Genomic DNA, 26,341 nt, shown 5'->3' with positions numbered 1-26,341 from the left:
ATCAGGTGTTGGTGCAAAGCATCGGATCCTTCTTCGGCTCGCGCTGGCAAGGCGCGGTGCCGGTCGAGCGGTTGTTCTGGCGCGATCTAGTCCTTGTCGGCACGGCGATCAACATCGCCTCGTCGGTGGCCGCGCTCATTCTGCTCGGCTTGAAGCTGCCGCTCGCCGTCGTCCTGGCGGTGCATTTCGCGCCCGTGCCCTACAACATCTTTCTGACCTTTGCCGTCTGGCGAACCACGGAAAAATCCAGTGGCGCCAAGGCTTCGTTGATGACGCTCGGGGCTACGCTTTGGCTGATCCTGGTGGTGGTTGTCTGAGAAGATTGACACGAAAAAGGGCGGCCGAAGCCGCCTTTGAAGATGGTGGTCAAGCTGCGGTTTAAGCCGTCGGCTCGAATTTCAGCGCCACGCCGTTGATGCAATAGCGCAGGCCGGTCGGCGGCGGGCCGTCCTCGAAGACATGGCCGAGATGGCTGCCGCAGCGGGCGCAGTGGCATTCGGTGCGGACCATGCCGTAGCTGCGGTCGACGGTGTTTTCGACCGAACCGGGCACCGGATCATTGAAGCTCGGCCAGCCGGTGCCGCTCTCGAACTTGAGCTTGGATTCGAACAGCGGCTGGTCGCAGCCGACGCAGGAAAAGGTGCCGGCGCGCTTTTCGTAGAGCAGCGCGCAGCTTCCGGGCCGTTCGGTGCCATGGCCGCGCATGACCGCATATTGCTCGGGCGTCAGGCGGGCGCGCCATTCGGCGTCGGTGCGGGTGACAGGGTAGGTGTGGGTGTCCATTTGATCTCCTCAGCCTTGGCGGCTTGTTGTTGGTTGCAAGCTATATTCGCTTAGAGATAGGCGTTTGTTACGTGTTTTGCTCGCATTTTCAGCCGAGCTCCTACCCAATCGCCTGAAGATAGCGGGCGATCGACGCATGAAATGCCGTTCTTGCGTCGCCGATGATGTTCTGCTGCCACCACGCGCCGTAGATGTCGTCGAATTCGAAAGGCTCAAGTGCCGCCGCGATGCGTCGCACGGCCGGCGCATTGAGCGGAATGTAGTTCGGATAGCTGTACATGAAGCTGACATGGCGACGCGTCGGCGTCACCTGCAATATGTCGCCGGACAGCAGGGCGTTACCGTCATCGCGTTTCCAATGCAGCACCTGGCCGCCGGCAAAATGGCCACCGCAACGCACGAGTGTCAGCGACGGGTTTATGGCCAGCGTCTCGCCCGCCCAGCTGACGATGGCGTTGTGCGGCCGCATAATCCACTGGCGGTCGTCGGCATGGAGATAGATCGGCACGCCGCCAAACGCCTCGCTCCACTCGACCATCACCGAATAATAGTGGCAGTGCGAAATGGCGATCGCGGCCAGGCCGCCGCGACGGTTGATTTCGGCTACCGCCTCGTCGCTCACCATCGAGATGCAATCCCACAGCACATTGCCGTGCGGCGTCTGCGCCAGCAGCGCCCGCTGGCCGATAGCAAAGCGCGGCTCGATGCCGAAAGCGAGAACGCCGGCATCGTCCTTCATCACAAGCCTATGCCCGGCAGAGAGTTCTTCCCCAGTGATCCAGGCCTGGCCTTCCCAGCGCACATATTGCCGCTCGTCCTCGCAGATCGGGCAATTTTCTGGAGGGGTCTGCGTTGCCGCGAACTGGACGCCGCATTGCGGGCAAAGAAAGCAGGTCATCGGTTTTCCTCTCATATCAATGCTTGCGTGAGAGCTGCTTCGTCGCGGCTTCCAACCCGGCCAGCGTCAGTGGGAACATGCGGCCGCCGAAGAGATCGCGGATCATCGCGATCGAATGGGTGAAGCCCCAGTTTTTCTGGTTTTCGGGGTTCAGCCAGACCGCATTCGGCCATTGCTGGATGAGGCGGCCAAGCCAGACACTGCCGGCTTCCGGGTTCCAATGCTCGACCGAACCGCCGGGATGCGCGATCTCGTAAGGGCTCATCGAGGCATCGCCGACGACGATCACCTTGTAGTCGGGGCCGTATTTGTGAAGCAGATCGAAGGTCGGGATGGTCTCGGCATGCCTGCGCCGATTGTCCTTCCAGACGCCCTCGTAAAGGCAGTTGTGGAAGTAAAAATATTCGAGCTGGCGGAATTCGGCGCGGGCGGCCGAAAACAGCTCCTCGACGCTTTTGATGTGGTCGTCCATCGAGCCGCCGACATCGAAGAACATCAAGAGCTTCACGGCGTTGCGCCGTTCGGGGCGCGTCTGCACATCGAGATAGCCGTGCTCGGCGGTGGCATGGATGGTGCCGGGCAGGTCGAACTCTTCCTCCGCACCCTCGCGCACCCAGCGACGCAGGCGCTTCAGCGCCACCTTGATGTTGCGGGTGCCGAGCTCGACGGCGTCGTCGAAATTTTTGAACTCGCGCTTGTCCCAGACTTTCACCGCACGGCGATTGCGGCTTTCATGCTGGCCGATGCGCACGCCTTCGGGATTGTAGCCATAGGCGCCGAAAGGCGAAGTGCCGCCGGTGCCGATCCATTTCGAGCCGCCCTGGTGGCGGCCTTTCTGCTCCTCCAGCCGCTGCTTCAGTGTCTCCATCAGCTTGTCGAAACCGCCGAGCGCCTCGATCAGTTTCTTCTCTTCCTCGGTCAGGTGCTTTTCGGCGAGCCGGCGCAGCCATTCCTCAGGGATGTTGGCGACACCGACGGCATCGGGGCCGGTGAGCGCCTCGATCCCCTTGAAGACATGCGCAAACACCTGGTCGAAGCGGTCGATATGGCGTTCGTCCTTCACAAGCGCGGCGCGGGCGAGGTAGTAAAAACCCTCGACGTCATAGTCGACCAGCCCGGCCTCCAGCCCTTCCAGCAGCGACAGATATTCCCTGAGCGAAACGGGAACGCGCGCGGCCTTTAGTTCGAGAAAGAAGGGGAGGAACATGGTTTGCCGTTATCTATGCCGAACGGTCACGGCGGAGTCGCCACGGGCACTGTCGATTTCGCCGGATTGCAGAAGATTTGCCACAGTCGTGGGTTGGGCATGGGCAAGTGCTTTGCGATGCGGGCTTCCGCCCATTCGCGCATAGCCGAGGCGGCATCGGCTATCGCTTCCGCCGGGTTTGCGCCGGCCCCGTGGCAGCCGGCGAGATCGGGCATCCGCACTCCCCAAACGCCGTCACTGCCATCCAGGATTCCGACATAGCGGATCATTCGGCTCCTTCCGCGTTATTTCGACCGCGCTCGCATCATAGCAGATCATACTCGATAAAACCTGTCCGCCGCGCGACATGGTCGTAGAGCTTGCGCGCTGTGGCGTTGGTTTCGTGGGTCATCCAATAGACGTTCTTGACGCCGATCTTGCCGGCTTCCTGCTTGACCGCTTCAATGAGGGCCGCACCGATGCCCTTGCCGCGCACATCAGGGTCGGCGAACAGGTCCTGCAGGTAGCAGTTGTTTTTCTCCGACCAGCCGGAGCGGTGATAGAGATAATGGGTCAGGCCGACCGCCTTGCCGTCGAGCGTGGCGATAAACCCCTTCGGTTCGAATTCACCTTCCGTGAACAGTCGTTTCCAGGTGATGTCGTAGACCTCGTCCGGCAGCTTGGTCTCGTAGAAGGTGAGGTAGGCAGTCCACAGCCGCCGCCAGTCGGCATGGTCGGCCAGCGCCAGCGGGCGGACGGTGATCTCGGTCATTTCGGTTCCTCGAAGGCCTTATCGGATTCCGGCGGAATCAGATCGGAAACACCATCGCCTAATCCACCGGCGAATTGTACTCGCGAAATGCGGTCGCCAGCATTTGCAGCGCGTCACGCGCCCGCGGCGCCAGATTGTGCGAATGCAGGACCACTTCGGAGGGGTCAAGCGACGGCAGGCCGAGCTTGCGGCCAACCTCGATCAGGCCGGGCGGAGCGACGCAGTGAGCCAGCGCCGAAACGGCAAAGCCCGCCGATATCGCAATGTTGACGGCCGCGCCGCCGCCGCCGACGAAGGCCTCCTCCCAGGCGATGCCTGCTTTGTCCAGCGCCTCGACCGCCCGCACACGACCCGGACAGTTGCACACGGTGCTTAAGAGCGCGAGGCGCAACGGCGTTCCGCGCTGCCACTCGAAGGAAGGTGCGGCGAACCAGCCATAGTGGTTGCGCGACAAGGTCCGGCCAGGACGGCTGTCGCCTTCGCGGTGCACGATAACCGCGTCGAGCTCGCCGTGATCGAAAGCTTCCTTGAGCACCGTGCTGGTATCGATCCTCAAACTGAGCGTCAGCGATGGATCGTGCGCATGGAGCTGGGCAATCAGAATGGACAGCGCCGGACCGGCGGCATGATCGACAAAGCCGAGCGCAAGCCGGCACGGTGCTGACGCAAACTCCGCCATGGCGCGCTCGTGCGCGGCAAGGAAGTCGCGCGCGGCGGGGAGGAAGACGGCGCCTCGTGCCGACAGGCTGACGCGGCGCGGCGTTCTTTCGATCAATCGCGCGCCGAGCTTCTCCTCAAGGCGGCGCAGCTTGACGCTGATCGTCGCCTGCGTGCTGCCCAGCGCCGATGCCGCCTGGGTGAAGCTCTGCAGATCGGCCACCATCACAAAGGTTCGTACGGCGTCCACATCAAGACTGGTCATCGCAGCACTCCATTGGGCCAATCATTCCGTTTTGTCATTTCTGATATAGCCGAGCATAGCCTTTTTTCATGGTCGAGTCTCCTCTATCTCAAACCGGTCGCGGTTTGAAGAGCGCCTCATGCTCGGATGGAAAGAGATCGATATGCCAATTCAACGAAACACCATAGCGCTCACCGGCGTGTGCCTGGCGTCGCTGCTGTTCGGGCTCGAAATCTCCAGCGTGCCGGTGATCCTGCCGAAACTGGAAAGCGTGCTCGCCGCCGATTTCAAAGACCTGCAATGGATCATGAACGCCTACACCATTGCCTGCACCACGGTGCTGATGGCGACAGGGACATTGGCCGACCGTTTCGGCCGCAAGAGCGTGATGGTGATCACCACCGTCGCCTTCGGCCTCGCCTCGCTGCTGTGCGGCCTGGCGCCGAGTGCGGCGCTGCTGATCGCCGCCCGCTTCCTGCAAGGTCTCGCCGGCGGCGCGATGCTGACCTGCAGCGTCGCCGTGCTGTCGCATCAGTTCCAGGACGGCCGCGAACGCGGCAAGGCTTCCGTCGCCTGGAGCGTCGTCTCAGGCATCGGGCTCGGTTTCGGGCCCGCCATCGGTGGCTTGATCGTGGCGCTGTCGAACTGGCAATGGGTGTTCCTCATCCACGTGCCGCTGGCGATCCTGGCGCTCGCCTTTATCGGCGCCGGTGTCACGCAATCGCGCGATCACAACGCCCAGAAGCTTGACTGGGCCGGCATGCTGACGCTGTCGGCTTCTGTGTTCGGCTTCTCCTATCTGATTACGCAGGGTGCGGATCTCGGGAACAGCGCCCGCATCGGCGTGATATCAGCCTCCGTGGCTGCGTTCATCGCTTTCCTTGTCGCCGAGAGGGTCAATCCCTATCCGATGTTCGATTTCTCCGTGTTCCGCATCCGCCAGTTTTCCGGCGCGATCATGGGCGCCATCGGCATGAATTTCAGCTACTGGCCGTTCATCATCTATCTGCCGATCTATTATTCCGGCGTTCTCGGCTACGACAGCACGACGACCGGCCTGCTATTGCTCGTCTACACGCTGCCCTTCATGGTGATGCCGCCGATCGCCGAGCGCATTCGCGCGCGCTATCAGGCACGAATTGCCATCCCGCTCGGTCTGCTGACGCTAGGGATCGGTTTCATCGCCATGTGGATCGGCTCCAGGCTCGAGGGCGCCACCTGGCTGACCATGCTGCCCGGCACGCTGATTGCCGGCATCGGCATCGGTCTCACCAATTCGCCGACCACCAATACCACGACCGGCGCGGTATCGCCGGATCGTGCCGGCATGGCGTCCGGCATCGACATCAGCGCACGCCTGATCACGCTCGCTATCAACATCGCGGTGCTCGGCCTGCTGCTGACGCAAGGTATCGTTTCCCACCTGCGGGCCACACTCGGCGCGGCTTTGGAGCCGGATGAGTTGCGGGCACTGGCGGAAAGGGTCGCCACCGGCAATCTGGAGGGCCTTGCGCAGGGGACGCCGAAGCTCGCAGCCCTCGACCCGTCCGGCGCCATCGTGCATGCCGCGCTGGTCAACGGTTTCGGCTGGGTCATGCTCTATTGCGGGATCGGCGTTCTCGCCCTGTCGGTCATCGGCTTCGTCATCTTCGGGCCGAAGCGCGTCGCGCCGCAGGAGACAGGGCTTGCGGCGGCCGAGTGATCGGCCGAAGCCCGCTCATAGCGCTCAGCCCGCCCGCCGATCCTTATCCCTGCCGCCTGGCCATGAAAGCAAGGCGCTCAAACAGATGCACGTCCTGCTCGTTCTTCAGCAGCGCGCCGTGCAGTTTCGGCAGCGCGTTCCTGGGGTCGGCGCGCAGATCCTCGTGTGCGATGTCGTCGGCGACCAGCAGGCGGATCCAGTCGAGCACCTCGGAGGTCGACGGCTTCTTCTTCAACCCCTGCATATCGCGGATCTCGTAGAACTGGGTCAGGGCAGCACGCACCAAATTCTGCTTTATGCCGGGATAGTGCACGTCGACGATTTTGTGCAGCGTGTCGACATCGGGAAAGCGGATGTAGTGGAAGAAGCACCGGCGCAGGAAGGCGTCGGGCAGTTCCTTCTCATTGTTGGAAGTGATGATGACGATGGGGCGCACAGCGGCGCGGATCGTTTCGCCGGTTTCGTAGACGAAGAACTCCATCCGATCGAGTTCCTGCAAAAGGTCGTTGGGGAATTCGATATCGGCCTTGTCGATCTCGTCGATCAACAGCACGACCTTCTTACCGGCCGCGAAGGCGTGCCAGAGCTTGCCGCGCTTGATGTAGTTTTTGATGTCGTTGAACCTGGCATCGCCGAGCTGGCTGTCGCGCAGCCGCGAGACAGCATCATATTCATACAGTCCCTGCTGCGCACGGGTGGTCGACTTGACGTGCCATTCGATCAGGTCGAGGCCGAGCGCCGATGCCACCTGGCGGGCAAGCTCGGTCTTGCCGGTGCCCGGCTCGCCCTTGACCAGCAATGGCCGCTCCAGCGCGATCGCGGCGTTCACCGCCACCATCAGATCCTTGTCGGCGACATAGGCCGCCGTGCCTTCGAAACGCATACTTGCTCCTCGGTTGGTGAGCGCGATCGTAAGGACGCTGCTTGACCTGTGCAAGGGCGAGCCGGCTGCGACGCAAGCGTGTGAGATCGAAATGGAAACATCGGCTCATGTCACTAGCGCTTGACCGACCAGCCGCCTATATTGGGCTTGGCGGTCTGCGCTTCCCGGCAGGAGAACATTTTCCCCGGGGCCTTAACGATCCTTAGGGAGCTGTCCCTGGGAAGACCCGTGGGTTTTCTCATACGGCGCCCACCTACTTTGTAGGTTCCCGGGATCGCTCTCTCCACCGGTTGTGTGGATCGTCACTTACCTGTATCCGCCCAGTTTGGCGGATGATGTGGTAGAAAACGTCGCTCATGAAACGTCACCCAGATCCGACCTTTTCTATCGTCCGCGCATGACATCTCCCAAAGACCTGAAAAAGCAGTTGCGCCTCGAGGCACTCGGCCGTCGCGATGCGCTCGATCCGCTGTGGCGGGTGGAGATCGCGCTTGAGATGGCCGAGACGGCGCGCGACCACCTCGCCATCGAGCCGGGTCAGATCGTTTCAGCTTTCTGGCCGATGCGATCGGAAGTCGACGTCAGGCCGCTGATGTTTGCCTTGCGCGAGAAGGGGGCCAGGCTTTGCCTGCCGGCCATCCTCGACAAGACCACCATCGTCTTTCGCGAACTGGTGCGCGGCGCGCCGATGGTCGAGATGGGTTTTGGCACGGTCGGTCCGCATGCGGAGGCCGAGGTTCTCGATCCCGCGGTGATGCTGGTGCCGCTCGCGGCCTTCGACAGCCGCGGTCATCGCATCGGGTATGGCGCCGGCTATTACGACCGCGCCATCGCCAGGCTGATCGACAAGGGCCAGCCGCCACGACTGATCGGCATCGCCTTCGATTGCCAGGAGGTGGGTCTGGTGCCGGATGAGGCGCACGACGTCATCATCCCGGAAATACTCACCGAGAGCGGTTTGCGCCGCTTCGACATCGCTTAAAAGACCGCGATCCCGCTTAACGCGTTTCCAAGACGTGCCGGATAGAATTCCGGCAACACAGTCCGAGCCGATGGCGGCCATCATGTTTGTCTTCGCACGCTTCCTGCTGATGCCGTTCGTCCTCATCGCGGTAACGCTGTTCGCGATGGCATTGCACATTTCCGGAACGGCCCTGCACCACCAGTTCGCCTGGCATCAGACGGTTGCCACAGTGACGGATATCAGTTCCTACAGCGAAGCCCAGGGTAATGGCCTCACCGCGAAAGGCATCAACGTCGCTGTCACCTATGTCGCGAACGATGCACCGATGACGTGGTCCGGCAAGGGAAAGGACATCGGCCTCTACACGGCGTCCAAAGGCGACGCGGTGGAGTTGTATTACAACCCTGCCAATCCATCGATCCTCGATACCGCGGCGATGAAGGGCTGGCGCGGCGGGCTGTTGCTCCTGGCCGCTACTGGTGGGTTCACTGTTTTCTACGTCTGGTTCTTCTGGCTGCGCGGACGCGCCGCACCGCCGGCGTCACCGATGATGCCTTCGGCAGTTCGCGTCGCGGGCGCGAGCGCAAAGCCGTCTCAACAGCAGCGTGGTACTTTCGGCCGGCGTTAGCGCCAATCGCCCGGGTAGCGCTTGCCTAGCGTCCGTGCCTCTGGATAGAAGTGGGCATGAGACTTCTCTTCCTCGGCGACATGGTGGGCAAATCGGGACGTACGGCGGTGTGGGAACAACTGCCCGGCCTGATCTCGGATTTCAAACTCGACTTCGTCATCGTCAATGGCGAGAACGCCGCCGGCGGCTTCGGCATCACCGAAGACATTTTTCGCGACACCATCGCCGCCGGTGCGGATGTCGTCACCACCGGCAACCATGTCTGGGACCAGCGCGACGCACTGGTCTTCGCGCCGCGCGAGGAGCGCTTCCTGCGTCCGTCCAACTTCCCCAAGGGCACGCCGGGGCGCGGCTCCGGCGTCTACATCGCCAAAAACGGCGCGCGCGTGCTGGTCGCCAACATTATGGGCCGGGTGTTCATGCATCCCGAGCTCGACGATCCGTTCCAGGCCGGCGAGCGGGAGCTGGCCGCCTGTCCGCTGGGCGAGCAGGCCGATGCCGTGGTCATCGACTTCCATGCCGAAGCGACCTCGGAGAAAATGTGCTTCGCGCATTTCGTCGACGGCCGCGCCAGCCTCGTCATCGGGACCCATACGCACCAGCCGACGGCCGACCACCAGATCCTCAATGGCGGCACGGGCTATATGTCCGATGCCGGCATGTGCGGCGACTATGATTCCTCGCTCGGCATGGACAAGGAAGAACCGCTCAACCGCTTCCTGTCGAAAGTGCCGAAGGGCCGCTTCGAAGCAGCGACCGGACCGGCGACATTGTGCGGCGTCGGCGTCACTATTTCCGACCGCACCGGCCTGACCGAGAAGATCGCGCCTTTTCGTCGCGGGCCGCGGCTCGAAGAAACCGCGCCATCCTTCTGGTCATGACATTGATATAGTCGAGTAAAGTACCTAACTGGCGACGAAACTGCTCTAGATCGTTAAAGAGGGGACGACCTCCATGCAGCTGATCGAGTTCTTTGCGCCGCATTTTCAATTTGTTTCCGATCCAACCGCGTGGGTCGCGTTGCTGACGCTGATCGTGCTCGAGGTCGTGCTCGGCATCGATAATCTGATCTTCATCTCGATCCTGACCAACAAATTGCCGGAAGCGCAGCGCGCCCGCGCCCGGCGTCTCGGCATCTCGGCGGCGCTGATCATGCGGCTGGTGCTGCTCGCAACCATCTCCATCATCGTGCAGCTGACGACGCCGGTGTTCACAGCGTTCGGCCATGGCTTTTCCTGGCGCGACCTGATCCTGATTGCCGGCGGCCTGTTCCTGGTCTGGAAGGCGACCAAGGAAATCCACCACACCGTCGATCCCGACGACCACAAGGATACGATGATGGGCGAGACGCTGCAGATCTCGCTTGCCGGCGCCATCTTCCAGATCCTGCTGCTCGATCTCGTCTTTTCGATCGATTCGATCATCACCGCCGTCGGCATGACCGACGAGATTGCCATCATGTACATCGCCGTGATCGTGGCGGTGAGCGTGATGATGCTGGCGGCCGGGCCGCTGGCCAACTTCATCGCCAAGAACCCGAGCATCGTCATGCTGGCGCTGGGCTTCCTGCTGATGATCGGAATGACGCTGATCGCCGACGGCATGGGCTATCATGTGCCGAAGGGCTACATCTACGCGGCGATGGGCTTTTCCGCCCTGGTCGAGGGCCTGAACATGCTGGCGCGGCGGCGCAAGAAATCCGGCGGCGGGCATTGAGGCTGGCGTCGCAGGGGCGGCCCTAGCGCCCGATCAGGCCAAGCGACAGGCCCTGTTCCAGCCATGCCTTTGCGCCGGCAAGAACCAGTGCGAAGCCGTCGGTCGAGCCGACCGCCTGCTTGACCTGCTCGTCGGCGGTGCCGGCGAAGCCGAAATTGCTGACCTCAAGAAAGGTCGCACCGTCAGGCGTTTCGGCGCCGGGCATCTCCGTGAATGTCCAGACCACAGTGGTCGGCGGATCGCTCCATTGCATGACGATCTTCTTGTTCTCGACGATCTCGCTGACATTGACATCGCCGAGGCGCCGTACATGCGCCACTCCCAGCGAACCTCTTTGCCGCTATCCAGCCGGCCGCTACTGTGGGTAAACCAGAATTTCGTGGTGATGGCCGGGTTGACGATCGCCTCGAAGACCTCGGCGACCGGCCGCTTAATCAGCATGCCGGCTCGGCAGTCGGCGTTTTGTGAATTTCCATCGATGCTCCTTCCTTGTCCGGCTTTGCGCTACCAGGCGTCGGGCTCGCGCACCATGTGAACGATGCTGGCCGGGTTGGCGATCCAGAAGCCGCGAAAGCCTTCGCCCAGGGGCTCGACCGCGTCGCAACGGACGACGCCGGCCTTGGCGAGATGATCCGCAATGGCTGCAGAATCGTCGGTGAAAAGCTCAAGCCAGACTTCGGCCTGGCTCAGCATCGGCGCCTCGTCGATCCACAGACGGTTGGGGCCGAGCTCGAAGCCGATGGCCGGCGCCTTGGCGGTGAATGGATTCAAGCCTACGACGTCGCGATAGAAGGCGATCGTCGCCTCGTACTGATGTGACGGGACTTTCATGGCGATGTTGATTCCACCTGTCATTTTCGCGGTCATTGCGGGCTCCGTTGCGCGGTTCATCTGTTTGTCTCGTTGGCCGGCTCGCCCCTCATCTCGCCGCGGTAGTAGCCGTCGCGCAGGTTGATGCCGTATTCGACATAGGCCTTCATGCAAGCCAGCATCTGCGACCAGCCCTCGCAATTGAGGTAGGATTTCTGCAGGCCGACCACGCCTTCCGGCCAGCCGGATTCAGCAATGGTCACAAGGGTGCCGCCATCGTCCAGCGGCTCGAAGTTCATCTCGATGCGTGTCTTGTAGGCCGGCCTGTCGTCGGCATCTGTGGCATCCCAGCGCAACACGATGCGGCTGTCCTTGACCACTTCATCGACCTCGACCGGCACTTTTCCCCACCAGACGACACCGATGCCGGCTTCCAGCGGGGCGCTGGCGCCGCCGATGGTGGTGAAATAGCCGCTGAGCTTCTCCGGATTGACGACTGCGTCGAAGACTTCTGCGACCGGTTTGCCGATGCGCCCGGAAACTCTGAATCCAAGAGACATATCCACAGCTCCTTCCTTGATTGGCTCGACGATATGTTATAGAAACATAACATGTCAAGCCAAACCGCAGACGATCACGTTTTCAAGGCGTTGGCGCATCCGCGCCGTCGCGAATTGCTGGATCGGCTGAAGGATGCGCCGCAGACGACCGGCATGTTGTGCGAGGCGTTTCCCGACATCGATCGCTGCACCGTCATGCTGCATCTCAAGGTGCTGGAAGAAGCTGAACTGGTGGTGGCAAAGCGCGAAGGGCGCGAGCGCTGGAACCATCTCAACGCGCTGCCGATCAAGCACATCCACGACCGCTGGATCAGCCAGTATGCCGGCCATGCGCTCAGCATTATCGACCGGCTGAAGTCCGATCTGGAGGGGTGAACCGGCGCGGCTGGACGAATTGAGCCGATTTATCTATAAGCCGGCCATTCCGACAGAGAACGCCGTGCATCCATCGCGTTGCACCTTGGACGGCTCTGAAAATTTGAGTTCGAGTATCGCGGAAGACGAGGTGAGATCACCTCGTTTCGGGATGCTCTTAGCCTAAGACGACAGGGGTGCCATGGCTGGCCATTCACAGTTCAAGAACATCATGCACCGCAAGGGCCGGCAGGACGCGGTGCGGTCGAAAATGTTTTCCAAGCTGGCGCGCGAAATCACCGTCGCCGCCAAGAGCGGAACACCGGATCCGTCGATGAACCCGCGTTTGCGCCTGGCCATTCAGAACGCCAAGGCGGTGTCGATGCCGAAGGACAACATCCAGCGCGCCATCAACAAGGCATCGATGGGCGATGCCGAGAATTACGAAGCGGTGCGCTATGAAGGCTATGGGCCAGGCGGCGTGGCGCTGATCGTCGAGGCGCTGACCGACAACCGCAACCGCTCGGCCTCGAACGTGCGCGCCGCCTTCACCAAAGCCGGGGGTGCGCTTGGTGAAACCGGCTCGGTGTCGTTCATGTGGAACCGCGCCGGCGAGATTTACTATCCGGCCTCCGCCGGCAGCGCCGACAAGGTGATGGACGCGGCGATCGAGGCCGGCGCCGATGACGTCGAGTCCGACGAGGAAGGCCACACCATCTACTGTGCGTTCGAGAGTATGGGCGAAGTGTCTAAGGCGCTGGAAGCCTCGCTTGGCGAGGCCGAATCGGTGAAGCCGATCTGGCAGCCGCAGAACAATGTCCCGGTCGACGAAGAGCGGGCGCAATCGCTGATGAAACTGGTGGCAACGCTCGAGGACGATGACGACGTGCAGAGCGTCTACGCCAATTTCGAGGTCGACGACGAGACCATGGCCAAGCTCAGCGCGGCGTAGGTCCGTGCAATACAGTCGGATGCGAATATTGCTGTATGACGGCGGCCTGCCTATAGATTAGTCAGTTATCAGGGGGGGCCGATGACCGACTATAAAGAGGCAAGTTTTGCCGATGCGGTGGCCTGGCCTCGCCGGCCCGGCATATGGCGACGGTTTCTCGCTGCACTCATCGACTACCTTGTAATCCTGATCGCCCTCTATTTGCTCGTAGGGGCTCTATTTCTGCTGACCAACGGTGGCGTAAAAGGCAGCTTTTGGCTGAACTGGAAACTATGCCAGGAGGGTACGGTTCACGGTGCCCCGACACTTGCCCGTTATGATTGGCAGGTGTGTAGAACATCAGTACTCGGTTTGCCGGTCGCCATATGGAGCGTGGGTACGGCGCCGGGCTCAAAGCCTGGAGAAACCTCCTCCATCTCGATCGATCTGGATTCGCAAGGGAATTTCAGGCCTGCAGCATTGGACCTGGGTTTCCTCGAGCTGATCGCTCTGGCGTCTTATCTCCTCATTATGGAGTTGAAGTCCGGCCAATCAATCGGCAAGCGGCTCACGGAGCTCACTGTACATGATGAGGACGACAGACATAGGGTCGGCCTGCCGGCGAGAAAGGCTGTTCGGCGGCAACTTATCAAGTTTCTCGGCGCATTACCGATCGTCCTGACGGGAAGCTGGTATGCTTTTCAGGCTTGGGGCACCGCTCCCGGTGGCGTGCAGGATTACTCCAGCCTGGAAATAGTGGTTGCATCCGCTGCCCTCGTTTTGGTGCTGATCTGGCCGGTCTGGATTGCGATATCCATAGCTCTGGGCGACGACCCGATACACGATCGATTCGCAAATACCACGGTGCGCATACAGGAGGCCCAGACATGAGTGTGCCGGAGAGGCCCCGCGTGGTCATCACCTATTGCACGCAGTGCCAGTGGCTGTTGCGGGCCGGCTGGATGGCGCAGGAACTGCTCTCCACCTTCGGCACGGATCTTGGTGAAGTGACGCTGGTGCCGGGCACAGGCGGCATCTTCACCGTTTCCTGCAACGATGTGCTGGTCTGGGACCGCAAGCGCGACGGCGGCTTTCCCGATGCCGCCAAGCTCAAGCAGCTGGTGCGCGACGTCATCGATCCGGGCCGCGATCTCGGTCATTCCGACCGCAAGGGTCACTCGCAAAAGGACCCCGCTTGAGGCGAGGTCCTTGCGTTTGCGAAGTGTCATTTTTCAGAGCAATGCGAACATGAAGCAGGCCATCGACACGATGGCGGTGATGGTGCGGACGTGGTTCCACATCACCCATTGATTCAGATGGTTCGCCCACACGGCTGCGCCATTGGCGCTGGCCGGGTCGACGGCGGCGAGCGCATCGTTGAGCGGCACATTGAAGACCATGGTCACGATCGGGTTGCCGATCAAATAGATCACGGCGCCGGCAAGCAGCCAGTATGAGCCGGACTGGCTCCACCCCATGAGAACGGCGGCGATAAGCACCAGACAGAGCAGGCCGGTGCCGAACAGCGCCGTCATGAAGGTGGGCGTGATCACCGTGATGTTGATCGAATTCATCGCTGCGATGCCTTGGGGGACCGGCAGCCGGGCAAGCGCCGCCATGATAAAGTTGGAAAAGGCGAAGAACACGCCGCCGACGACGCCCGAGCCGATGGCGGCGATGATGGTGAGGGTGGGAAGAAGCTTGATCATCTCAGTTGCTCCAGATGCCGGTTGCAGCGGTTTCATTTGCGTAGGCGGAAAAGTCTTTCGGCGCGCGGCCGAGCACACGCTGGACGCCGTCGGTCAGCGTCTCGTTGCGGCCGTCAAGCACTTCGGTGAACAGCTCGTTGAGCAGCCAGGCGATTTCGGGCGGCAGTTCGTATGCCGCCGTCGCGGCGGTGAATTCGTCATGCGAGATCTTGATATAGCGGATGTCGCGGCCGGTCGCCTTGGCGATCTCGGCAACCGCGTCGGCGAAGCTTAGCAGCCGCGGCCCGGTCAACTCATAGAGCTGGCCGACATGACCCGGTTCGGTCAGCGCAACGAAGGAAGCATCGGCGATGTCGTCGACATCGACGAAGGGCTCGCCAACAGGGCCGACAGGCAAAGCCACTTCGCCTTGCCGCAAGGACTCGACGAGAAAACCTTCGCTGAAATTCTGCGAAAACCAAGCGCAACGCAGGATCGTCCAGTCAGCGCCCGAGGCTTTGACCATCTCTTCGGCGCGCTGGGCTTCGGTCTCGCCGCGGCCGGAGAGCAGCACCATGCGGGTGACGCCATTTGCTACCGCAAGCCTGGCGAAGGCGCCGACGGTCTCGGCGGCGCCCGGCACGGCGATGTCGGGATAGTAACTGATGTAGACGGCGCCCACGCCCTGCATCGCAGGCTCCCTGGTCGCCGGAACCTCCCAGTCGAAGCGGGGGCTGCCGGAACGCGAGCCGATGCGCACGGGAATGCCCTGTGAGGTCAGCCGCTCGGCGAGGCGACGGCCGGTCTTGCCAGTGCCACCGAGGATCAGGACTGGTTTGGTGTTAGTCATTGGGGTTTTCCTTTGTTTGCAAATGTGAGTAATCCTCACATTTGCAAAACGTGATAAACCCTCGTATTTTGCGAGTCAAGCCGTTTGTTGGCAGATTTTGTCGAGACCGGAGGCCGTCATGGAAGACACAGCAACGCCCGCATCTGCCCAGGAGCAGGTCGCATCGCCGCGACGGGCGCCCACCCAGCAGCGCAGCCGCGAGCGGGTCGAGCGCATGCTGGCCGCAGCCTCGGCGCTGATTGCCGAGCAAGGCAGCGACGCCATGCGCATGGGCGAGGTGGCGGAGCGGGCCGCGGTGTCGATCGGCTCGCTCTACCAGTTCTTTCCCGACAAGCGGGCGATCGTCTGGGCGCTGGCCGAGCGCTACACCGCCGAAAGCCAGGCCTGCATCTCCTCGGCGCTCAAGGATGTCGTCGACGCCGAGGGCCTGCGGCAGGCGTTTTCGGAGCTGGTGGATATCTACTATCAGCTGTTCCTGGCCGAGCCGGTGATGCGCGACATCTGGTCGGGCACGCAGGCCGACAAGGCGCTGCGCCAGCTCGAACTCGCCGACAGCCGGGCGAATGCCGAATTCCTGACCATGGTGCTGAAGCGGCTGCATCCCGGCGCCGATCCGGTGGCGCTGGAGACCACAGCGTTTCTGGTCTGGCAGATGGGCGAGGCTGCCGTGCGGCTGGCGATCTCGGTCGACCGGCAGGAGGGCGACAGGCTGGTCGCCGCCTACAAGCGCATGGCGTTGCGGGAATTAGTCGGCGCCTGACCGGTGTCGCCCGCCTTCATTTTGTCTCGCCTGGCAACGGCATGGCCGCGAGATTTCGCTTCGACGGCCGATGCTCCAGCCGCCAAGCCTTCGGGCTCAAGCCTGTCACGCGCAGGAACTCGCGGTTGAAGTTCGATTTGCTGAGAAACCCGGCGTCGAACATGATGCGGGTGATGGGTTCGTCGCTGGCCGCCAGCAGGCGGCAGGCTTCGCCGATGCGCTGGTTGTTGACATATTGCGACACGCTCGATCCGTGGATGCGGTTGACCGCCGACGACACTTGCCGCGCCGACAGGCCGAGGCGCCTGGCGATACGGCCGAGGTTGAGGTCAACGTCCCTGTAGAGTTCTTTTGACTGCATCAGCGCGTCGACGGCCGCTGCGACCGCGGAATCCTCGCTCGTCGCCCGTGGCGTGGCTTGCGGCCCATCGTCTTCATCGTCATCCAGAGGCGCGGTTTCGCTGGCCACCGCGGCTGCACCGCCAAGCAGCAGCAGCGCCAGCACATTGCCGGCGGCAATCACCGCGCCGGAATGGGCACCGCCGGTCCATTCGAGGTCGAGGCTGATGATGATGTCGGTGACCGGCGAGGCCAGGATCGCCAGCGTCGTCACCAGCAGCGCCCGGTAGGAGCGCAAGACACCGTCCAGACGCGACTCGGCAAGGCCGTCCGGCCCGACCCGCGCAAGCCAAAGAAGGGTGACGCCATAACACAGGAAGACCAGCATGATCACGGGGCCTACCGGCTCGCGCCAGAAGATCAGCAGCAGGGCCACAAGACAGGCCGGCAACAGATGCGGCCACAGCGAAGCCAGGCGATGCCGCGAGCGTTCCCTCGCCAGACCGCTAAAAGCTATCCAGGCAAGCGGCGCGATCAATGTCGCCAACACCGCCTGGAAAGGCATGATTGCCCTGACTTCGTAGCCCCAGCGGATACCGATCAGCACCGACTGCAAGGCGTAGGCAGCCATCAGCAGCATGAAAAATATGTTTTCGCGCAGATCGGCCTCGTTTCGGCGGATCATCTGCACGAGCAGGATGACGAGCAGCAGGGCAACGACGAATGGCAAGGGAATGAAGATCATGATCGCAAGCGTGGTTCCAAAGCGGCCGACGATGGACCGGGCGGCCGACAATGACCTGGATTGCGTTCACGGTCGTCCCGGATCGTGATCGAGGTCGCGAAAATCGACGTCTCGGATCATCTGGGCAACGCCGCGGTCCTTTCGCGACCGCCCACCCATGATCGGAGACAATGATGAATCCGCAATTCTCGTCTTGCTGCCCTTTGCCGCAGTTGCCCTGGCACCGCCGGTGGCCGGTGATGCCGCAAAGACGCTCGATCTCGTCGGTGTTACCGCCATCATCATCACCGGCGAGGCAAGCTCGGTCAAGCTGACCACTTCAGGTGCAGAACCCTACCAGGCGACGATCGGCAGCCGCCGCGAGGGCTGGTTTGCCAGCTGGTATTCGTCCTGGTTCGCTAATGACTGCCGCACCGCCAGCGACATGAAGCGAGAGGCCTCGACGTTGCGCATCAATGTCGCTCCGTCGTCCTGGCTGGACCCTTCGGATTGCAGGGTCGAGATCAACGCCAACATTGCGCCCGAGAGTTCGGTGTCGATCGACCAGGCGGCCTTGCTGGCCAGTATGACGGGGAATTTCTCCAGCATCGCCATTACCGGCAAGGCGGCCGATGTTTCGCTCGAAGGGCATGCTTCACGCATCGATCTCAAGGGCGAGGCGCTGAGGGCCAATCTCGCCTATGGCAGCATCCGGAAGGACGAGACTTTCGCCATTGCCGGCAAGGCGCTGGATGCCACGCTGACCTTCGGCAGGCAGGTTCAAATCAGCTACTCGGTGACCGCGTCGGCGTCCTTCGTCGACAGTTCGCTTGCCAACACTTCCGGTGCCAAACCCTCGATCGTCATCAAAGGCGATTTCGTCCGCGCCACGATCCGCTGAACAAAAAACCCGCCACAAGGGCGGGTTCCTGATCTGCGAAAGCCGATAGGCTTAAAGGCCGAACCCTTCGAAGCGCTTCTTGAACTTCGACAGGCGGCCGCCGCGGTCGAGCAGGGTCTGCTGGCCGCCGGTCCAGGCCGGGTGCGTGGTCGGGTCGATATCGAGGTTCATCGTATCGCCTTCCTTGCCCCAGGTCGAACGGGTCGAGTATTCGGTGCCATCGGTCATGACGACCTTGATGGTGTGGTAGTCGGGATGGATATCGGCCTTCATTGTCGTGCTTCCTGGCTTGCGGCGCTACAGACGGGCCCGCGGCCTGCGTCGATGCGCCCCTTTTTTAAAACTCGAAGCCGCAGCTATTGAAAAGCCACGGCTTCTAAAACGGTCGGCGAGCCTATACATCAGCCGGAATTGAATCACAAGGCCACGGCAGGCGCATATTGAACGCGCCCACCTGGAGCGGCCAGAGGAAACGGTCATGGCGGACATCAGCGGCGAGCAAGACGGGCGCAGGCGCTCGCTCGGGCCGCTCAGGCGCCTATATCCCTACATATTCCGCTACCGCAAACTGGTCATAGGCGCCCTCATTTCGCTCGCAATCGCCGCAGCGACGACGCTGGCGCTGCCGCTGGCCGTGCGGCGCATGATCGACCACGGTTTCAGCGCTTCCGGCACCGTCTTCATCGCCGAATATTTCGCTGCTTTGGTGGCGATGGCAGCCATTCTGGCGGCGGCATCGGCCGGACGCTACTACTTCGTCATCACGCTCGGCGAGCGGGTCGTTGCCGACATCCGCAGCGACGTGTTTTCGCATGTCACGACGCTTTCGCCGTCCTTCTTCGACACCGCCCAGTCGGGCGAGATCGTCTCGCGGCTTGCCGCCGACACCACGCAGGTGAAATCCGCCGTCGGCGCCACCGCCTCCGTGGCGTTGCGCAACGTCATCCTCGGCCTTGGCGCGGTGGCGATGATGGTCGTCACCAGCCCGAAACTGTCGGGCCTGGTGATCGCGGCCATTCCGCTCATCGTGCTGCCGCTGGTCGCGTTCGGCCGTTCGGTGAGGCGCCGGTCACGGCAGGCGCAGGACACGCTGGCGCAAGCGACCGCCTATGCCAGCGAGCAGATCGGCGCGGTGCGCACGCTGCAGGCGTTCACCAACGAGACGCTGGTCACCGGGCGGTTCTCGGCCGCGGTGGAAGCCGCCTTCCAGGCGGCGCGCTCGTCGATCTTCTCCCGCTCGCTGCTCACCTTCTTTGCCATCTTCATGATCTTTTCCTCGGTCGTGGCGATGTTGTGGTTCGGCTCGCGTGACGTGCTTGCCGGCACGATGTCGCCCGGCACGCTCGGCCAGTTCCTGCTTTACTCCGTGTTTGCCGCAGGCGCGCTGGGCGCACTGTCGGAAGTCTGGGGCGAGCTTGCCCAGGCGGCGGGTGCGGCCGAAAGGCTGACCGAGATACTCGACGAGACGCCGGCGATTCAACCGCCGGCCAATCCGCTGCCGCTGCCCGCCAAGGCGACAGGCGCGATCAGTTTCGACGACGTCTCCTTCTCCTACCCGGCAAGGCCGGACCGTGCCGCCGTCCACGGCTTGAGTTTTCAGGTCAAGCCCGGCGAGACGGTGGCGATCGTCGGCCCGTCGGGCGCCGGAAAGAGCACCGTCTTTTCGCTGATCCTGCGCTTCTACGATCCAGAAACTGGCCGCATCGCCATTGACGGCGTCGACGTGCGCGAAGCCGATCCGGCTGAAGTGCGGGAGCGCATTGCGATCGTGCCGCAGGATGTCACCATCTTTGCGGCAAGCGCGCGCGACAATATCGGCTTTGGCCGGCCGGGCGCGACGAATGCCGAGATCGAGGCCGCCGCCAGGGACGCGCTGGCCGACGAGTTCATCCTCAGGCTCGACAAGGGCTACGACAGCCAGGTCGGCGAGCGCGGTGTGACCTTGTCCGGCGGCCAGCGCCAGCGCGTGGCGATCGCCCGCGCCATCCTGCGCGACGCGCCGATCCTGCTGCTCGACGAGGCCACGTCGGCGCTCGACGCCGAAAGCGAAACGCTGGTGCAGACGGCGCTGGAACGGCTGATGCAGGGCCGCACCACCATCGTCATCGCCCACCGGCTGGCGACCGTGCTGAAGGCCGACCGCATCCTGGTCATGGATGGCGGCCGCATCGTCGAGGAAGGCACGCACCAGAGCCTGGTCGCCAAGGGCGGAATCTATGCAAGGCTGGCCAAGCTGCAGTTCGAAACCGGAGCAAGCGCCTTCAGGGGTGCCGCGGAGTAGCAACCCGCAATCTGGCGGGACCATACCGCTTGCGGAGATGCTCGGTGAAATGCGCGGCATTCAGTTTCTCGCCGGTGGCGCGCTCAAGCAGTTCGGGCGTCGACCAGCGCGATCCCTGCGACCAGATCTTGTCGCGGCGCCAGTCATTGATGGCGGCGAAATTGCCCCTGGCGAGATCGCTGTCGGCTGAAGGATGGTCGCGCGTCAGCGCAGCCCATTGCTGCGCCGCCATCATGGCGCCCAGCGTATAGGACGGGAAATAGCCGAAGGCGGCGCCTGGCCAATGCACGTCCTGCATCGGTCCGTCGGCTGGGTTGTCGATGGTCGAAAGGCCAAGATACTCCCGCATCTTGGCGTCCCAGGCTTCGGGCAGGTCGGCCGCCTGCAGCCGCCCCGAGACCAGCTCCTGCTCCAACTCGTAGCGCAGGATGACATGCAGCGGGTAGGTTACCTCGTCCGCGTCGACGCGGATCAGGCCGCGCTCGACCCGGTGCACATGCGGCAGGATGTCGTCGAGCGACCAGGCTTCGCCGAGATGCTTTTCGACCACGGGCAGCGCCCAGCGCCAGAATTCGGGGTTGCGGCCGACCTGTTTCTCGACGAACAGGCTCTGGCTTTCATGCACCGCCATGCCGCGCGCCTTGCCGAGCGGCCAGTGCGCCCAGGCCTTCGGCAGGTTCTGCTCGTAGAGCGCATGGCCGGTCTCGTGCAGCACGCCCATCAAGGCCGACAGGAAGTCGGACGTTTTGTAGCGGGTGGTGATGCGCACGTCGCTCGGCACGCCGCCGCAGAAGGGATGGTGCGATACGGACAGAGAACCGTGGGTGAGGTCGAAGCCGACCGAAGCCATCATGGCGAGACCAAGCTCGCGCTGCCGGTCGATCGCATAGCTGCCGGAGAGCGGCTTCACGGGATGCTTGGCCAGGCGCGCTTCCTGCGCGGCCAGGGCTTCCGGCACGAAGCCCTTCAGGAAAGTCTTCAGCTCGGTGAAGACCGGCGTGATGTCGGCGGCGCGGTTGCCAGGATCGTATTGCTCCATCAGCGCGTCGTAGGGATCGAGGCCGAGCGCGTCGGCGCGCAGGGCGGCTTCCTCGCGCACCAGCGCGATGACACCTTCGAGCGCCGGCAGGAATCCGGCCCAGTCGTTCTTGCCGCGCAGGTCGCGCCAGAGTTGCTCCGAGCGCATGCGCGCGACCGTCTGGCGCTCGACGAATTCGACCGGCAGGCAGGTCAGGTTGGTGTATTGGCGACGCAGTTCGCGGACCGCCGCCTGCTGCTCCTCGTTCAGCGCCTCCTGTTCGGCGGCGGCGAGCCAGTCGGCGATCTCCGGCGCGGTAGCCCTGATATGCAGCATCCCGGCCAGGGACGACATGGCTTCGGCGCGCTTCTCGCCGCCGCCGACGGCCATGTGGGTCGCCTCGTCGGCGCCGAGGATAGCGAGCGCATGTTCCAGCGCTTCGAGCTTGTGGCCGAGATCATCGAGCTTCTGAAAAGACATGGCAGGTTCCGCGTTTTGGACCGCGGGAAAAGATACCAACGCGCCAGGATTGGCAACCCTCAAAGGTGGCTTTCGCCGATGCAGCTTGCGCCGATGAGTTTGTGCGTGGGATGCTGGCTGGCGGTGGAACACCGCCATGCAGGGGAGACTAAGATGATCGGCAATATCCTGGTCGGGCTGGTGGCCCTGATCCACCTCTACATCGTCTATCTGGAGATGGTGGCGTGGGACACACCGCGCGGGCACAGGGCGTTCAACCTCAAGCCGGACTTCGCCAGCGCATCGAAGGTGCTCGCCGCCAATCAGGGGCTCTACAACGGCTTCCTTGCCGCCGGGCTGATCTGGGGCCTCTATCTCGGCGCAGCCGGATTCCAGATCAAGGTGTTCTTCCTGCTTTGCATCGCCGTCGCCGGCCTCTATGGCGCGGCGACTGCCAGCCGGAAGATCCTCTATATTCAGACCGTGCCGGCGGTGCTGGCCCTCGCTGCGCTGTGGCTGGGCTGGTGACAAAAAAGACGCCCTCGGAGCCAGATCCGGGGGCGTCAGACAGTCCCTTCCTCATTCCTGGAGATATCAGAGCGGATCTCAGCCGTTCGGATAATTTCCGCTGTCGGAGCCATCACCGATCATGAAGCCGCTGCCGGTGTCGGACATCAGCCTCTGATCGACATTGTCGAGGCGGCGCAGCAGATCGTGATATTGCGCGGCCGGGATCCGGCCATGGTCCGAAGCGGCGACCCGTTCGGCGGCCTGGCCGATATGCGCAGCACGCAGATGCAGCCACTGCGCTTCCGAGGTCGAGATGCCCTTCGTCTCGCGCGCATCCGTGATGCCCTGTTCGACGCCCCGCACCTGCTCGATCAGGCCGGTCACGCGCGGACCGGTCATGTCGGTCGGGTCGCTGGCGTCGAGGGCGCCCTTGTGATGTCCGGCGGCATAGGCGCCGGCGAGTGGAACAGTGATCAGAAGTGTCGTGAGGGTTGCGGTCCTGAGAGTCTTCAAAGAGCGCATGATGTGCGTCTCCTCCTGCTATGGAAGGGGCAAGCGCTTTCGCTCCGCCTTCCGGAAGCGGGCCGTCCGGTTCCGTCGCGTCGCGATGGGAGGCATCGCCGGCGGTTCTCGGCCCTGCGCGTCAAAGTAGGAGCCCGGAAACGCGAAGTGTAATTAAAGAAAGATAATGTTTTCAGGCCTTGCCGACCTGGCGTTGCGCCCTAGAGTTGAGCCGGCAAACAATTTCGCGTGACTGAAAATCACCGTTCGGTGAGCTTCAGTTCAATGCGTCGGTTCTTGTTGCGGGCGTCTTCGGTGTCGGCGGGGTCGAGCGGCTGGAATTCGCCGAAGCCGGCCGCAACCAGCCGGTTGGCGGGCACGCCGTTCTCGATCAGGTATTTGACCACCGAGGTCGAACGCGCCGTCGACAATTCCCAATTGTCGCGATAGCGGCCGGCGCCGGACAGCGGCTTGTTGTCGGTGTGGCCGTCGACGCGCAGCACCCAGTTGATCTCGGGCGGGATTTCCTTTTGCAACTCGATGATGGCATCGGCGAGCTTCTTCATCTCGACCTTGCCGGCATCGTTGATCACTTCCGACCCGGTCGGGAACAGAACTTCCGACTGGAAGACGAAGCGGTCGCCGACGATGCGGATGTTCTCGCGGTCGGCGAGGATTTCGCGCAGGCGGCCGAAGAAGTCGGAGCGGTAGCGGTTCAGTTCCTGCACGCGCTGCGCCAGCGCGACATTGAGCCGACGGCCGAGATCGGCGATCTTGGTGTTGGAATCGCGGTCGCGCGTTTCGGACACATTGAGGGCGTCCTCGAGCGCGCCGATCTGCTTGCGCAGTGCCGCGATCTGCTGGTTCAGGATCTCGACCTGGCTCAGCGCCTGCTGGCTGATCTGGCGCTGGCTGTCGAGTTCGCCGCCGACCTCCGCGGCGCGCTGGTTGGCGGCGTCGCCGGCGCCGGCGCCTTGCGCCAGCAACTGCTCGAGCCGGCTCTTCTCAGCTTCCGCCGCCGACAGCGACGCCTGCAGATTGGCCAGCGAATCGTCCTTGTCCTGCGCGCTCGAGCGCTCCAGCGCCAGCAACTGCGTCAGTTCGTTGATCTGCGAGTTGAGGCGCGTGAGCGCCGTATCCTTGCCGGAGAGTTCGCGTCCGAGCAGGAACTGCGCCAGCACGAAAACGGTGAGCAGGAACATGATGGCCAGCAGCAGCGTCGACAGCGCGTCGACGAAGCCCGGCCAATAGTCGATCCGGCGATCGGTGCGCCGGCCCCTGGCGAGAGCCATGCTAGTGGACCCCGGGTTTCTTCAGCGCGTCGGCGATCTTTTCCAGCGTGTTGCGCATCGCCTTCTGCTCGTCCGACTGGGCCTCGACCCAGTCGCGCATGATCTGCTGCTCGGAGCGCATGTTCTTGACCAGTCCGGAAATGCCGTCGGCGAGATTGGCCATGGCGGTGGCGACGCGCGGATTGGAGCCGCCGCCGCTTTCCTGCATGCTGCGCAGCCGTTCCGACAGGACCCGGATCTCGTCGGAGGATTCAGTCTTGGCCGGGTCGGCGACGGCGATGTCGGAGGAGAGATCGGTGACCGAGGACAGCCAGTTTTCAAGCTCGGTATAGAAGCGGGTCTGCGCGCGGCCGGCCTGCAGGTCGAGGAAGCCTAGCACCAGCGACCCGGAAAGGCCGAACAGCGAGGACGAAAAGGCCGTACCCATGCCGGCCAGCGGCGCCGACAGCCCCTGCTTCAGCGAATCGAGCACGGCGGCGGCGTCGCCGGTGCCGGGATCGAGCGATTCGATGGTTTCGCGGATCGAGCCGATGGTGTTGAGCAGGCCCCAGAAGGTGCCGAGCAGACCGAGGAACACCAGCAACCCGACGAGATAGCGCGAGGTGTCGCGGCTTTCGTCGAGGCGGGTGGCGATCGAATCCAGCATGGTGCGCATCGAAGACGTCGAGAAGGCGACCGTCGAGGAGCGGCCGATCATCGCCTTCATCGGCGCCAGCAGCACCGGCTCGGTGGTTTCGGAACCGGCGCGGAAGGAATTGACCCAGCGCACTTCGCGAAACAGTCGTCCGACCTGGGCGAAGGCGAGCAGGATGCCGACCACAAGGACGCCGACGATGAGGCCATTGAGGCCGGGATTGCTCCCGAAAGCGGTCGAGATCTGGCGGGTGAGGATGGCGGCGATGAAGGCGACGATGACCAGGAAGATGACCATGGTCAGGAGGAAGACCTGCGGGCTCGACAGTTTGTGCGGATCGTACATCAGGACATCAGAACGCCTGCCCACGCCGAAGGATCTGAGAAAAGCCATCCGTGCCCCGTTTCCGATGCTCTATTTGCCTTGACGCAATTCCGAACGGGAAGCCGCTCATACTTCCCTGGAACTGCTCCAGTGCCGCCGATCACGTAATTCGCGACTCTAAACGGAATTGTGACCAAATTGAATGGCGCTTGGCAATATTGCCCGACTGTCGGGCCGCACCACGCCGTTCAGAGGCGGTTGACGACCAGGCAGTCGACCATGGCGGCAAGATGCAGCCCGGCGCCGGTGACGACAAAGCCGTGCCAGAGGGCATTGTGAAAGCGCAGGCGTTTCCAGGCGAAGAAGATGACGCCGCAGGAGTACACGATGCCGCCGGCGACAATCAGCGCGATCGAAGTCGTCGGCAACGTCGCCACCAGCGGCTTGACCAGGACGACGCCGCTCCAGCCGATGGCGAGATAGAAGACAATGGCCAGACGGTCGAAGCGGCCGGGCAGGAACACTTTCATGGCAATGCCGGTCAAAGCAGCGGTCCAGACAAGGACAATCATCGGCAGCGCCAGCGGCGAGCCGTCGAGCTGGGCCAGAAAGGGCGTGTAGGTCGCGGCGATCAGGAGGTAGATCGCCGCATGATCGAAGCGCCGCAAGATCCACTTCGCCGGCGACGTCACCGGCCACAGATTGTAGGTCAGCGAAATCGACAGCACAGTCAGCAGCGACACCACAAAGAAGGCGGCGGCGATGTATTCGCCGGGACCGGCATGGAAGGCGGCCAGTGCCAGCAAGGCCGAGCCGGCTGCTATCGCCAGCACGATGCCGACCGCATGGACGATGCCATCGGCGATCATCTCCGCACGCGAGTAGTGCCAACGCCCGACATAAGGGATTTCAACTGGCTGGTCTGGCTGCGCTTCTCGCGAGGATAGTGAAGGTATGCTCGTCATAAAAAAT

32 protein-coding genes, 1 other RNA gene and 1 pseudogene are annotated in these 26,341 nt (G+C 62.8%); 15 read left to right on the top strand and 19 right to left on the bottom strand.

Annotation, left to right across the window (positions count from 1 at the left end; all coding sequences use genetic code 11):
- Window positions 1–5 precede the first annotated feature (5 nt).
- Window positions 6–317 (top strand): hypothetical protein, encoded by a 312-nt coding sequence (locus NKI05_RS17160; protein WP_023688926.1) that lies wholly within the window; start codon window positions 6–8, stop codon window positions 315–317.
- Between the two features lie 61 nt (window positions 318–378).
- Here the strand turns inward: NKI05_RS17160 and msrB are convergent, their stop codons facing one another.
- From msrB to NKI05_RS17130, 6 genes are all read right to left on the bottom strand, one after another.
- The gene (gene msrB, locus NKI05_RS17155; RefSeq protein WP_023688927.1) at window positions 379–783 is read right to left on the bottom strand and encodes a peptide-methionine (R)-S-oxide reductase MsrB; all 405 of its coding nucleotides are present in this window, start codon (window positions 781–783) and stop codon (window positions 379–381) included.
- A 100-nt stretch (window positions 784–883) separates the two neighbouring features.
- Window positions 884–1,681, bottom strand: a complete 798-nt coding sequence (locus tag NKI05_RS17150; protein WP_023704917.1) for an MBL fold metallo-hydrolase — start codon at window positions 1,679–1,681, stop codon at window positions 884–886.
- Window positions 1,682–1,697: 16 nt separating this feature from the next.
- Window positions 1,698–2,888: a vWA domain-containing protein gene (locus NKI05_RS17145; RefSeq protein WP_023815246.1), complete on the bottom strand. Its 1,191-nt coding sequence runs from the start codon at window positions 2,886–2,888 to the stop codon at window positions 1,698–1,700.
- 26 nt (window positions 2,889–2,914) lie between these two features.
- Window positions 2,915–3,157 (bottom strand): type II toxin-antitoxin system HicB family antitoxin, encoded by a 243-nt coding sequence (locus NKI05_RS17140; RefSeq protein ID WP_031204429.1) that lies wholly within the window; start codon window positions 3,155–3,157, stop codon window positions 2,915–2,917.
- 35 nt (window positions 3,158–3,192) lie between these two features.
- Window positions 3,193–3,639 (bottom strand): GNAT family N-acetyltransferase, encoded by a 447-nt coding sequence (locus tag NKI05_RS17135; RefSeq protein ID WP_023668728.1) that lies wholly within the window; start codon window positions 3,637–3,639, stop codon window positions 3,193–3,195.
- Window positions 3,640–3,697: 58 nt separating this feature from the next.
- The gene (locus tag NKI05_RS17130; RefSeq protein WP_352792724.1) at window positions 3,698–4,561 is read right to left on the bottom strand and encodes a LysR family transcriptional regulator; all 864 of its coding nucleotides are present in this window, start codon (window positions 4,559–4,561) and stop codon (window positions 3,698–3,700) included.
- A 142-nt stretch (window positions 4,562–4,703) separates the two neighbouring features.
- On the opposite strand from NKI05_RS17130, the gene NKI05_RS17125 reads away from it, so the two are divergent.
- Window positions 4,704–6,242 carry an MFS transporter gene (locus NKI05_RS17125; protein ID WP_352792722.1) on the top strand — a complete coding sequence of 513 codons (1,539 nt, stop codon included), beginning with the start codon at window positions 4,704–4,706 and terminating at the stop codon, window positions 6,240–6,242.
- 43 nt (window positions 6,243–6,285) lie between these two features.
- On the opposite strand, the gene NKI05_RS17120 is transcribed toward NKI05_RS17125, so the two are convergent.
- Complete coding sequence (locus NKI05_RS17120) at window positions 6,286–7,125, bottom strand: AAA family ATPase (RefSeq protein ID WP_023668731.1); 840 nt, start codon at window positions 7,123–7,125, stop codon at window positions 6,286–6,288.
- 149 nt (window positions 7,126–7,274) lie between these two features.
- Between NKI05_RS17120 and ssrS the strand changes: the two genes are divergently transcribed.
- The 5 genes from ssrS to NKI05_RS17095 all read left to right on the top strand — a co-directional run bounded on the left by ssrS (window position 7,275) and on the right by NKI05_RS17095 (window position 10,433).
- Window positions 7,275–7,430: non-coding RNA, 6S RNA (ssrS, locus tag NKI05_RS17115), on the top strand.
- Window positions 7,431–7,522: 92 nt separating this feature from the next.
- The gene (locus NKI05_RS17110) at window positions 7,523–8,107 is read left to right on the top strand and encodes a 5-formyltetrahydrofolate cyclo-ligase (RefSeq protein ID WP_023668732.1); all 585 of its coding nucleotides are present in this window, start codon (window positions 7,523–7,525) and stop codon (window positions 8,105–8,107) included.
- 82 nt (window positions 8,108–8,189) lie between these two features.
- Window positions 8,190–8,717 (top strand): DUF3592 domain-containing protein, encoded by a 528-nt coding sequence (locus NKI05_RS17105; protein WP_196814896.1) that lies wholly within the window; start codon window positions 8,190–8,192, stop codon window positions 8,715–8,717.
- Window positions 8,718–8,773: 56 nt separating this feature from the next.
- Window positions 8,774–9,598, top strand: coding sequence for a TIGR00282 family metallophosphoesterase (locus NKI05_RS17100; protein ID WP_023668734.1), 825 nt, complete (start codon window positions 8,774–8,776; stop codon window positions 9,596–9,598).
- A 73-nt stretch (window positions 9,599–9,671) separates the two neighbouring features.
- Window positions 9,672–10,433, top strand: coding sequence for a TerC family protein (locus tag NKI05_RS17095; protein WP_031205303.1), 762 nt, complete (start codon window positions 9,672–9,674; stop codon window positions 10,431–10,433).
- Window positions 10,434–10,455: 22 nt separating this feature from the next.
- Here NKI05_RS17095 and NKI05_RS17090 read toward each other — a convergent pair.
- The 3 genes and pseudogenes from NKI05_RS17090 to NKI05_RS17080 all read right to left on the bottom strand — a co-directional run bounded on the left by NKI05_RS17090 (window position 10,456) and on the right by NKI05_RS17080 (window position 11,803).
- Window positions 10,456–10,909, bottom strand: a pseudogene (locus NKI05_RS17090) (SRPBCC family protein).
- A 28-nt stretch (window positions 10,910–10,937) separates the two neighbouring features.
- Window positions 10,938–11,300, bottom strand: a complete 363-nt coding sequence (locus tag NKI05_RS17085; RefSeq protein WP_023728642.1) for a VOC family protein — start codon at window positions 11,298–11,300, stop codon at window positions 10,938–10,940.
- A 20-nt stretch (window positions 11,301–11,320) separates the two neighbouring features.
- Window positions 11,321–11,803 carry an SRPBCC domain-containing protein gene (locus NKI05_RS17080; RefSeq protein ID WP_023684154.1) on the bottom strand — a complete coding sequence of 161 codons (483 nt, stop codon included), beginning with the start codon at window positions 11,801–11,803 and terminating at the stop codon, window positions 11,321–11,323.
- A 51-nt stretch (window positions 11,804–11,854) separates the two neighbouring features.
- On the opposite strand from NKI05_RS17080, the gene NKI05_RS17075 reads away from it, so the two are divergent.
- From NKI05_RS17075 to NKI05_RS17060, 4 genes are all read left to right on the top strand, one after another.
- Window positions 11,855–12,178 carry an ArsR/SmtB family transcription factor gene (locus NKI05_RS17075; RefSeq protein WP_023744976.1) on the top strand — a complete coding sequence of 108 codons (324 nt, stop codon included), beginning with the start codon at window positions 11,855–11,857 and terminating at the stop codon, window positions 12,176–12,178.
- A gap of 181 nt (window positions 12,179–12,359) precedes the next feature.
- The gene (locus NKI05_RS17070) at window positions 12,360–13,109 is read left to right on the top strand and encodes a YebC/PmpR family DNA-binding transcriptional regulator (RefSeq protein WP_023668740.1); all 750 of its coding nucleotides are present in this window, start codon (window positions 12,360–12,362) and stop codon (window positions 13,107–13,109) included.
- Window positions 13,110–13,190: 81 nt separating this feature from the next.
- Entirely contained in the window at window positions 13,191–13,979 is a 789-nt protein-coding gene (locus NKI05_RS17065; protein WP_023700267.1) for an RDD family protein, read from the top strand.
- Complete coding sequence (locus NKI05_RS17060) at window positions 13,976–14,287, top strand: Rdx family protein (protein ID WP_023700268.1); 312 nt, start codon at window positions 13,976–13,978, stop codon at window positions 14,285–14,287. Before NKI05_RS17065 ends, NKI05_RS17060 begins: the two co-directional genes overlap by 4 nt.
- A 33-nt stretch (window positions 14,288–14,320) precedes the next feature.
- Here NKI05_RS17060 and NKI05_RS17055 read toward each other — a convergent pair whose 3' ends face one another.
- Both NKI05_RS17055 and NKI05_RS17050 read right to left on the bottom strand, forming a co-directional pair.
- Entirely contained in the window at window positions 14,321–14,797 is a 477-nt protein-coding gene (locus NKI05_RS17055; RefSeq protein WP_023668743.1) for an anthrone oxygenase family protein, read from the bottom strand.
- A 1-nt stretch (window position 14,798) separates the two neighbouring features.
- Complete coding sequence (locus NKI05_RS17050) at window positions 14,799–15,626, bottom strand: NAD(P)H-binding protein (protein WP_352792718.1); 828 nt, start codon at window positions 15,624–15,626, stop codon at window positions 14,799–14,801.
- Window positions 15,627–15,744: 118 nt separating this feature from the next.
- Between NKI05_RS17050 and NKI05_RS17045 the strand changes: the two genes are divergently transcribed.
- The gene (locus tag NKI05_RS17045; protein WP_023668745.1) at window positions 15,745–16,386 is read left to right on the top strand and encodes a TetR/AcrR family transcriptional regulator; all 642 of its coding nucleotides are present in this window, start codon (window positions 15,745–15,747) and stop codon (window positions 16,384–16,386) included.
- 16 nt (window positions 16,387–16,402) lie between these two features.
- Here NKI05_RS17045 and NKI05_RS17040 read toward each other — a convergent pair whose 3' ends face one another.
- The gene (locus tag NKI05_RS17040; protein ID WP_245261828.1) at window positions 16,403–17,521 is read right to left on the bottom strand and encodes a helix-turn-helix domain-containing protein; all 1,119 of its coding nucleotides are present in this window, start codon (window positions 17,519–17,521) and stop codon (window positions 16,403–16,405) included.
- A gap of 106 nt (window positions 17,522–17,627) precedes the next feature.
- Between NKI05_RS17040 and NKI05_RS17035 the strand changes: the two genes are divergently transcribed.
- Window positions 17,628–18,350, top strand: coding sequence for a hypothetical protein (locus tag NKI05_RS17035; RefSeq protein ID WP_023668747.1), 723 nt, complete (start codon window positions 17,628–17,630; stop codon window positions 18,348–18,350).
- Between the two features lie 51 nt (window positions 18,351–18,401).
- Here the strand turns inward: NKI05_RS17035 and rpmE are convergent, their stop codons facing one another.
- Window positions 18,402–18,623: a 50S ribosomal protein L31 gene (gene rpmE, locus NKI05_RS17030; RefSeq protein ID WP_023668748.1), complete on the bottom strand. Its 222-nt coding sequence runs from the start codon at window positions 18,621–18,623 to the stop codon at window positions 18,402–18,404.
- Window positions 18,624–18,828: 205 nt separating this feature from the next.
- On the opposite strand from rpmE, the gene NKI05_RS17025 reads away from it, so the two are divergent.
- Window positions 18,829–20,631, top strand: a complete 1,803-nt coding sequence (locus NKI05_RS17025) for an ABC transporter transmembrane domain-containing protein (protein ID WP_023815244.1) — start codon at window positions 18,829–18,831, stop codon at window positions 20,629–20,631.
- Here the strand turns inward: NKI05_RS17025 and NKI05_RS17020 are convergent.
- On the bottom strand, window positions 20,612–22,129 hold the full coding sequence (locus NKI05_RS17020) for a carboxypeptidase M32 (protein ID WP_023815243.1): 1,518 nt from the start codon (window positions 22,127–22,129) through the stop codon (window positions 20,612–20,614). The two genes, NKI05_RS17025 and NKI05_RS17020, sit on opposite strands and share 20 nt — an antisense overlap.
- 153 nt (window positions 22,130–22,282) lie before the next feature.
- Between NKI05_RS17020 and NKI05_RS17015 the strand changes: the two genes are divergently transcribed.
- Complete coding sequence (locus tag NKI05_RS17015; protein ID WP_023806573.1) at window positions 22,283–22,636, top strand: DUF1304 domain-containing protein; 354 nt, start codon at window positions 22,283–22,285, stop codon at window positions 22,634–22,636.
- Between the two features lie 78 nt (window positions 22,637–22,714).
- On the opposite strand, the gene NKI05_RS17010 is transcribed toward NKI05_RS17015, so the two are convergent.
- The 4 genes from NKI05_RS17010 to trhA form a co-directional block, all read right to left on the bottom strand.
- Window positions 22,715–23,140: a hypothetical protein gene (locus NKI05_RS17010; protein WP_023815242.1), complete on the bottom strand. Its 426-nt coding sequence runs from the start codon at window positions 23,138–23,140 to the stop codon at window positions 22,715–22,717.
- A gap of 239 nt (window positions 23,141–23,379) precedes the next feature.
- Complete coding sequence (locus NKI05_RS17005) at window positions 23,380–24,411, bottom strand: peptidoglycan -binding protein (RefSeq protein ID WP_023815241.1); 1,032 nt, start codon at window positions 24,409–24,411, stop codon at window positions 23,380–23,382.
- A 1-nt stretch (window position 24,412) separates the two neighbouring features.
- Window positions 24,413–25,438: a MotA/TolQ/ExbB proton channel family protein gene (locus NKI05_RS17000; protein ID WP_023668754.1), complete on the bottom strand. Its 1,026-nt coding sequence runs from the start codon at window positions 25,436–25,438 to the stop codon at window positions 24,413–24,415.
- 179 nt (window positions 25,439–25,617) lie between these two features.
- Entirely contained in the window at window positions 25,618–26,334 is a 717-nt protein-coding gene (gene trhA / locus NKI05_RS16995) for a PAQR family membrane homeostasis protein TrhA (RefSeq protein ID WP_023688947.1), read from the bottom strand.
- Window positions 26,335–26,341: the final 7 nt, after the last annotated feature.

This window comes from Mesorhizobium sp. M0771 (assembly GCF_040320155.1).
Classification (GTDB): Bacteria; Pseudomonadota; Alphaproteobacteria; order Rhizobiales; family Rhizobiaceae; genus Mesorhizobium.
This window is presented reverse-complemented; position numbering and strand designations above follow the sequence as displayed.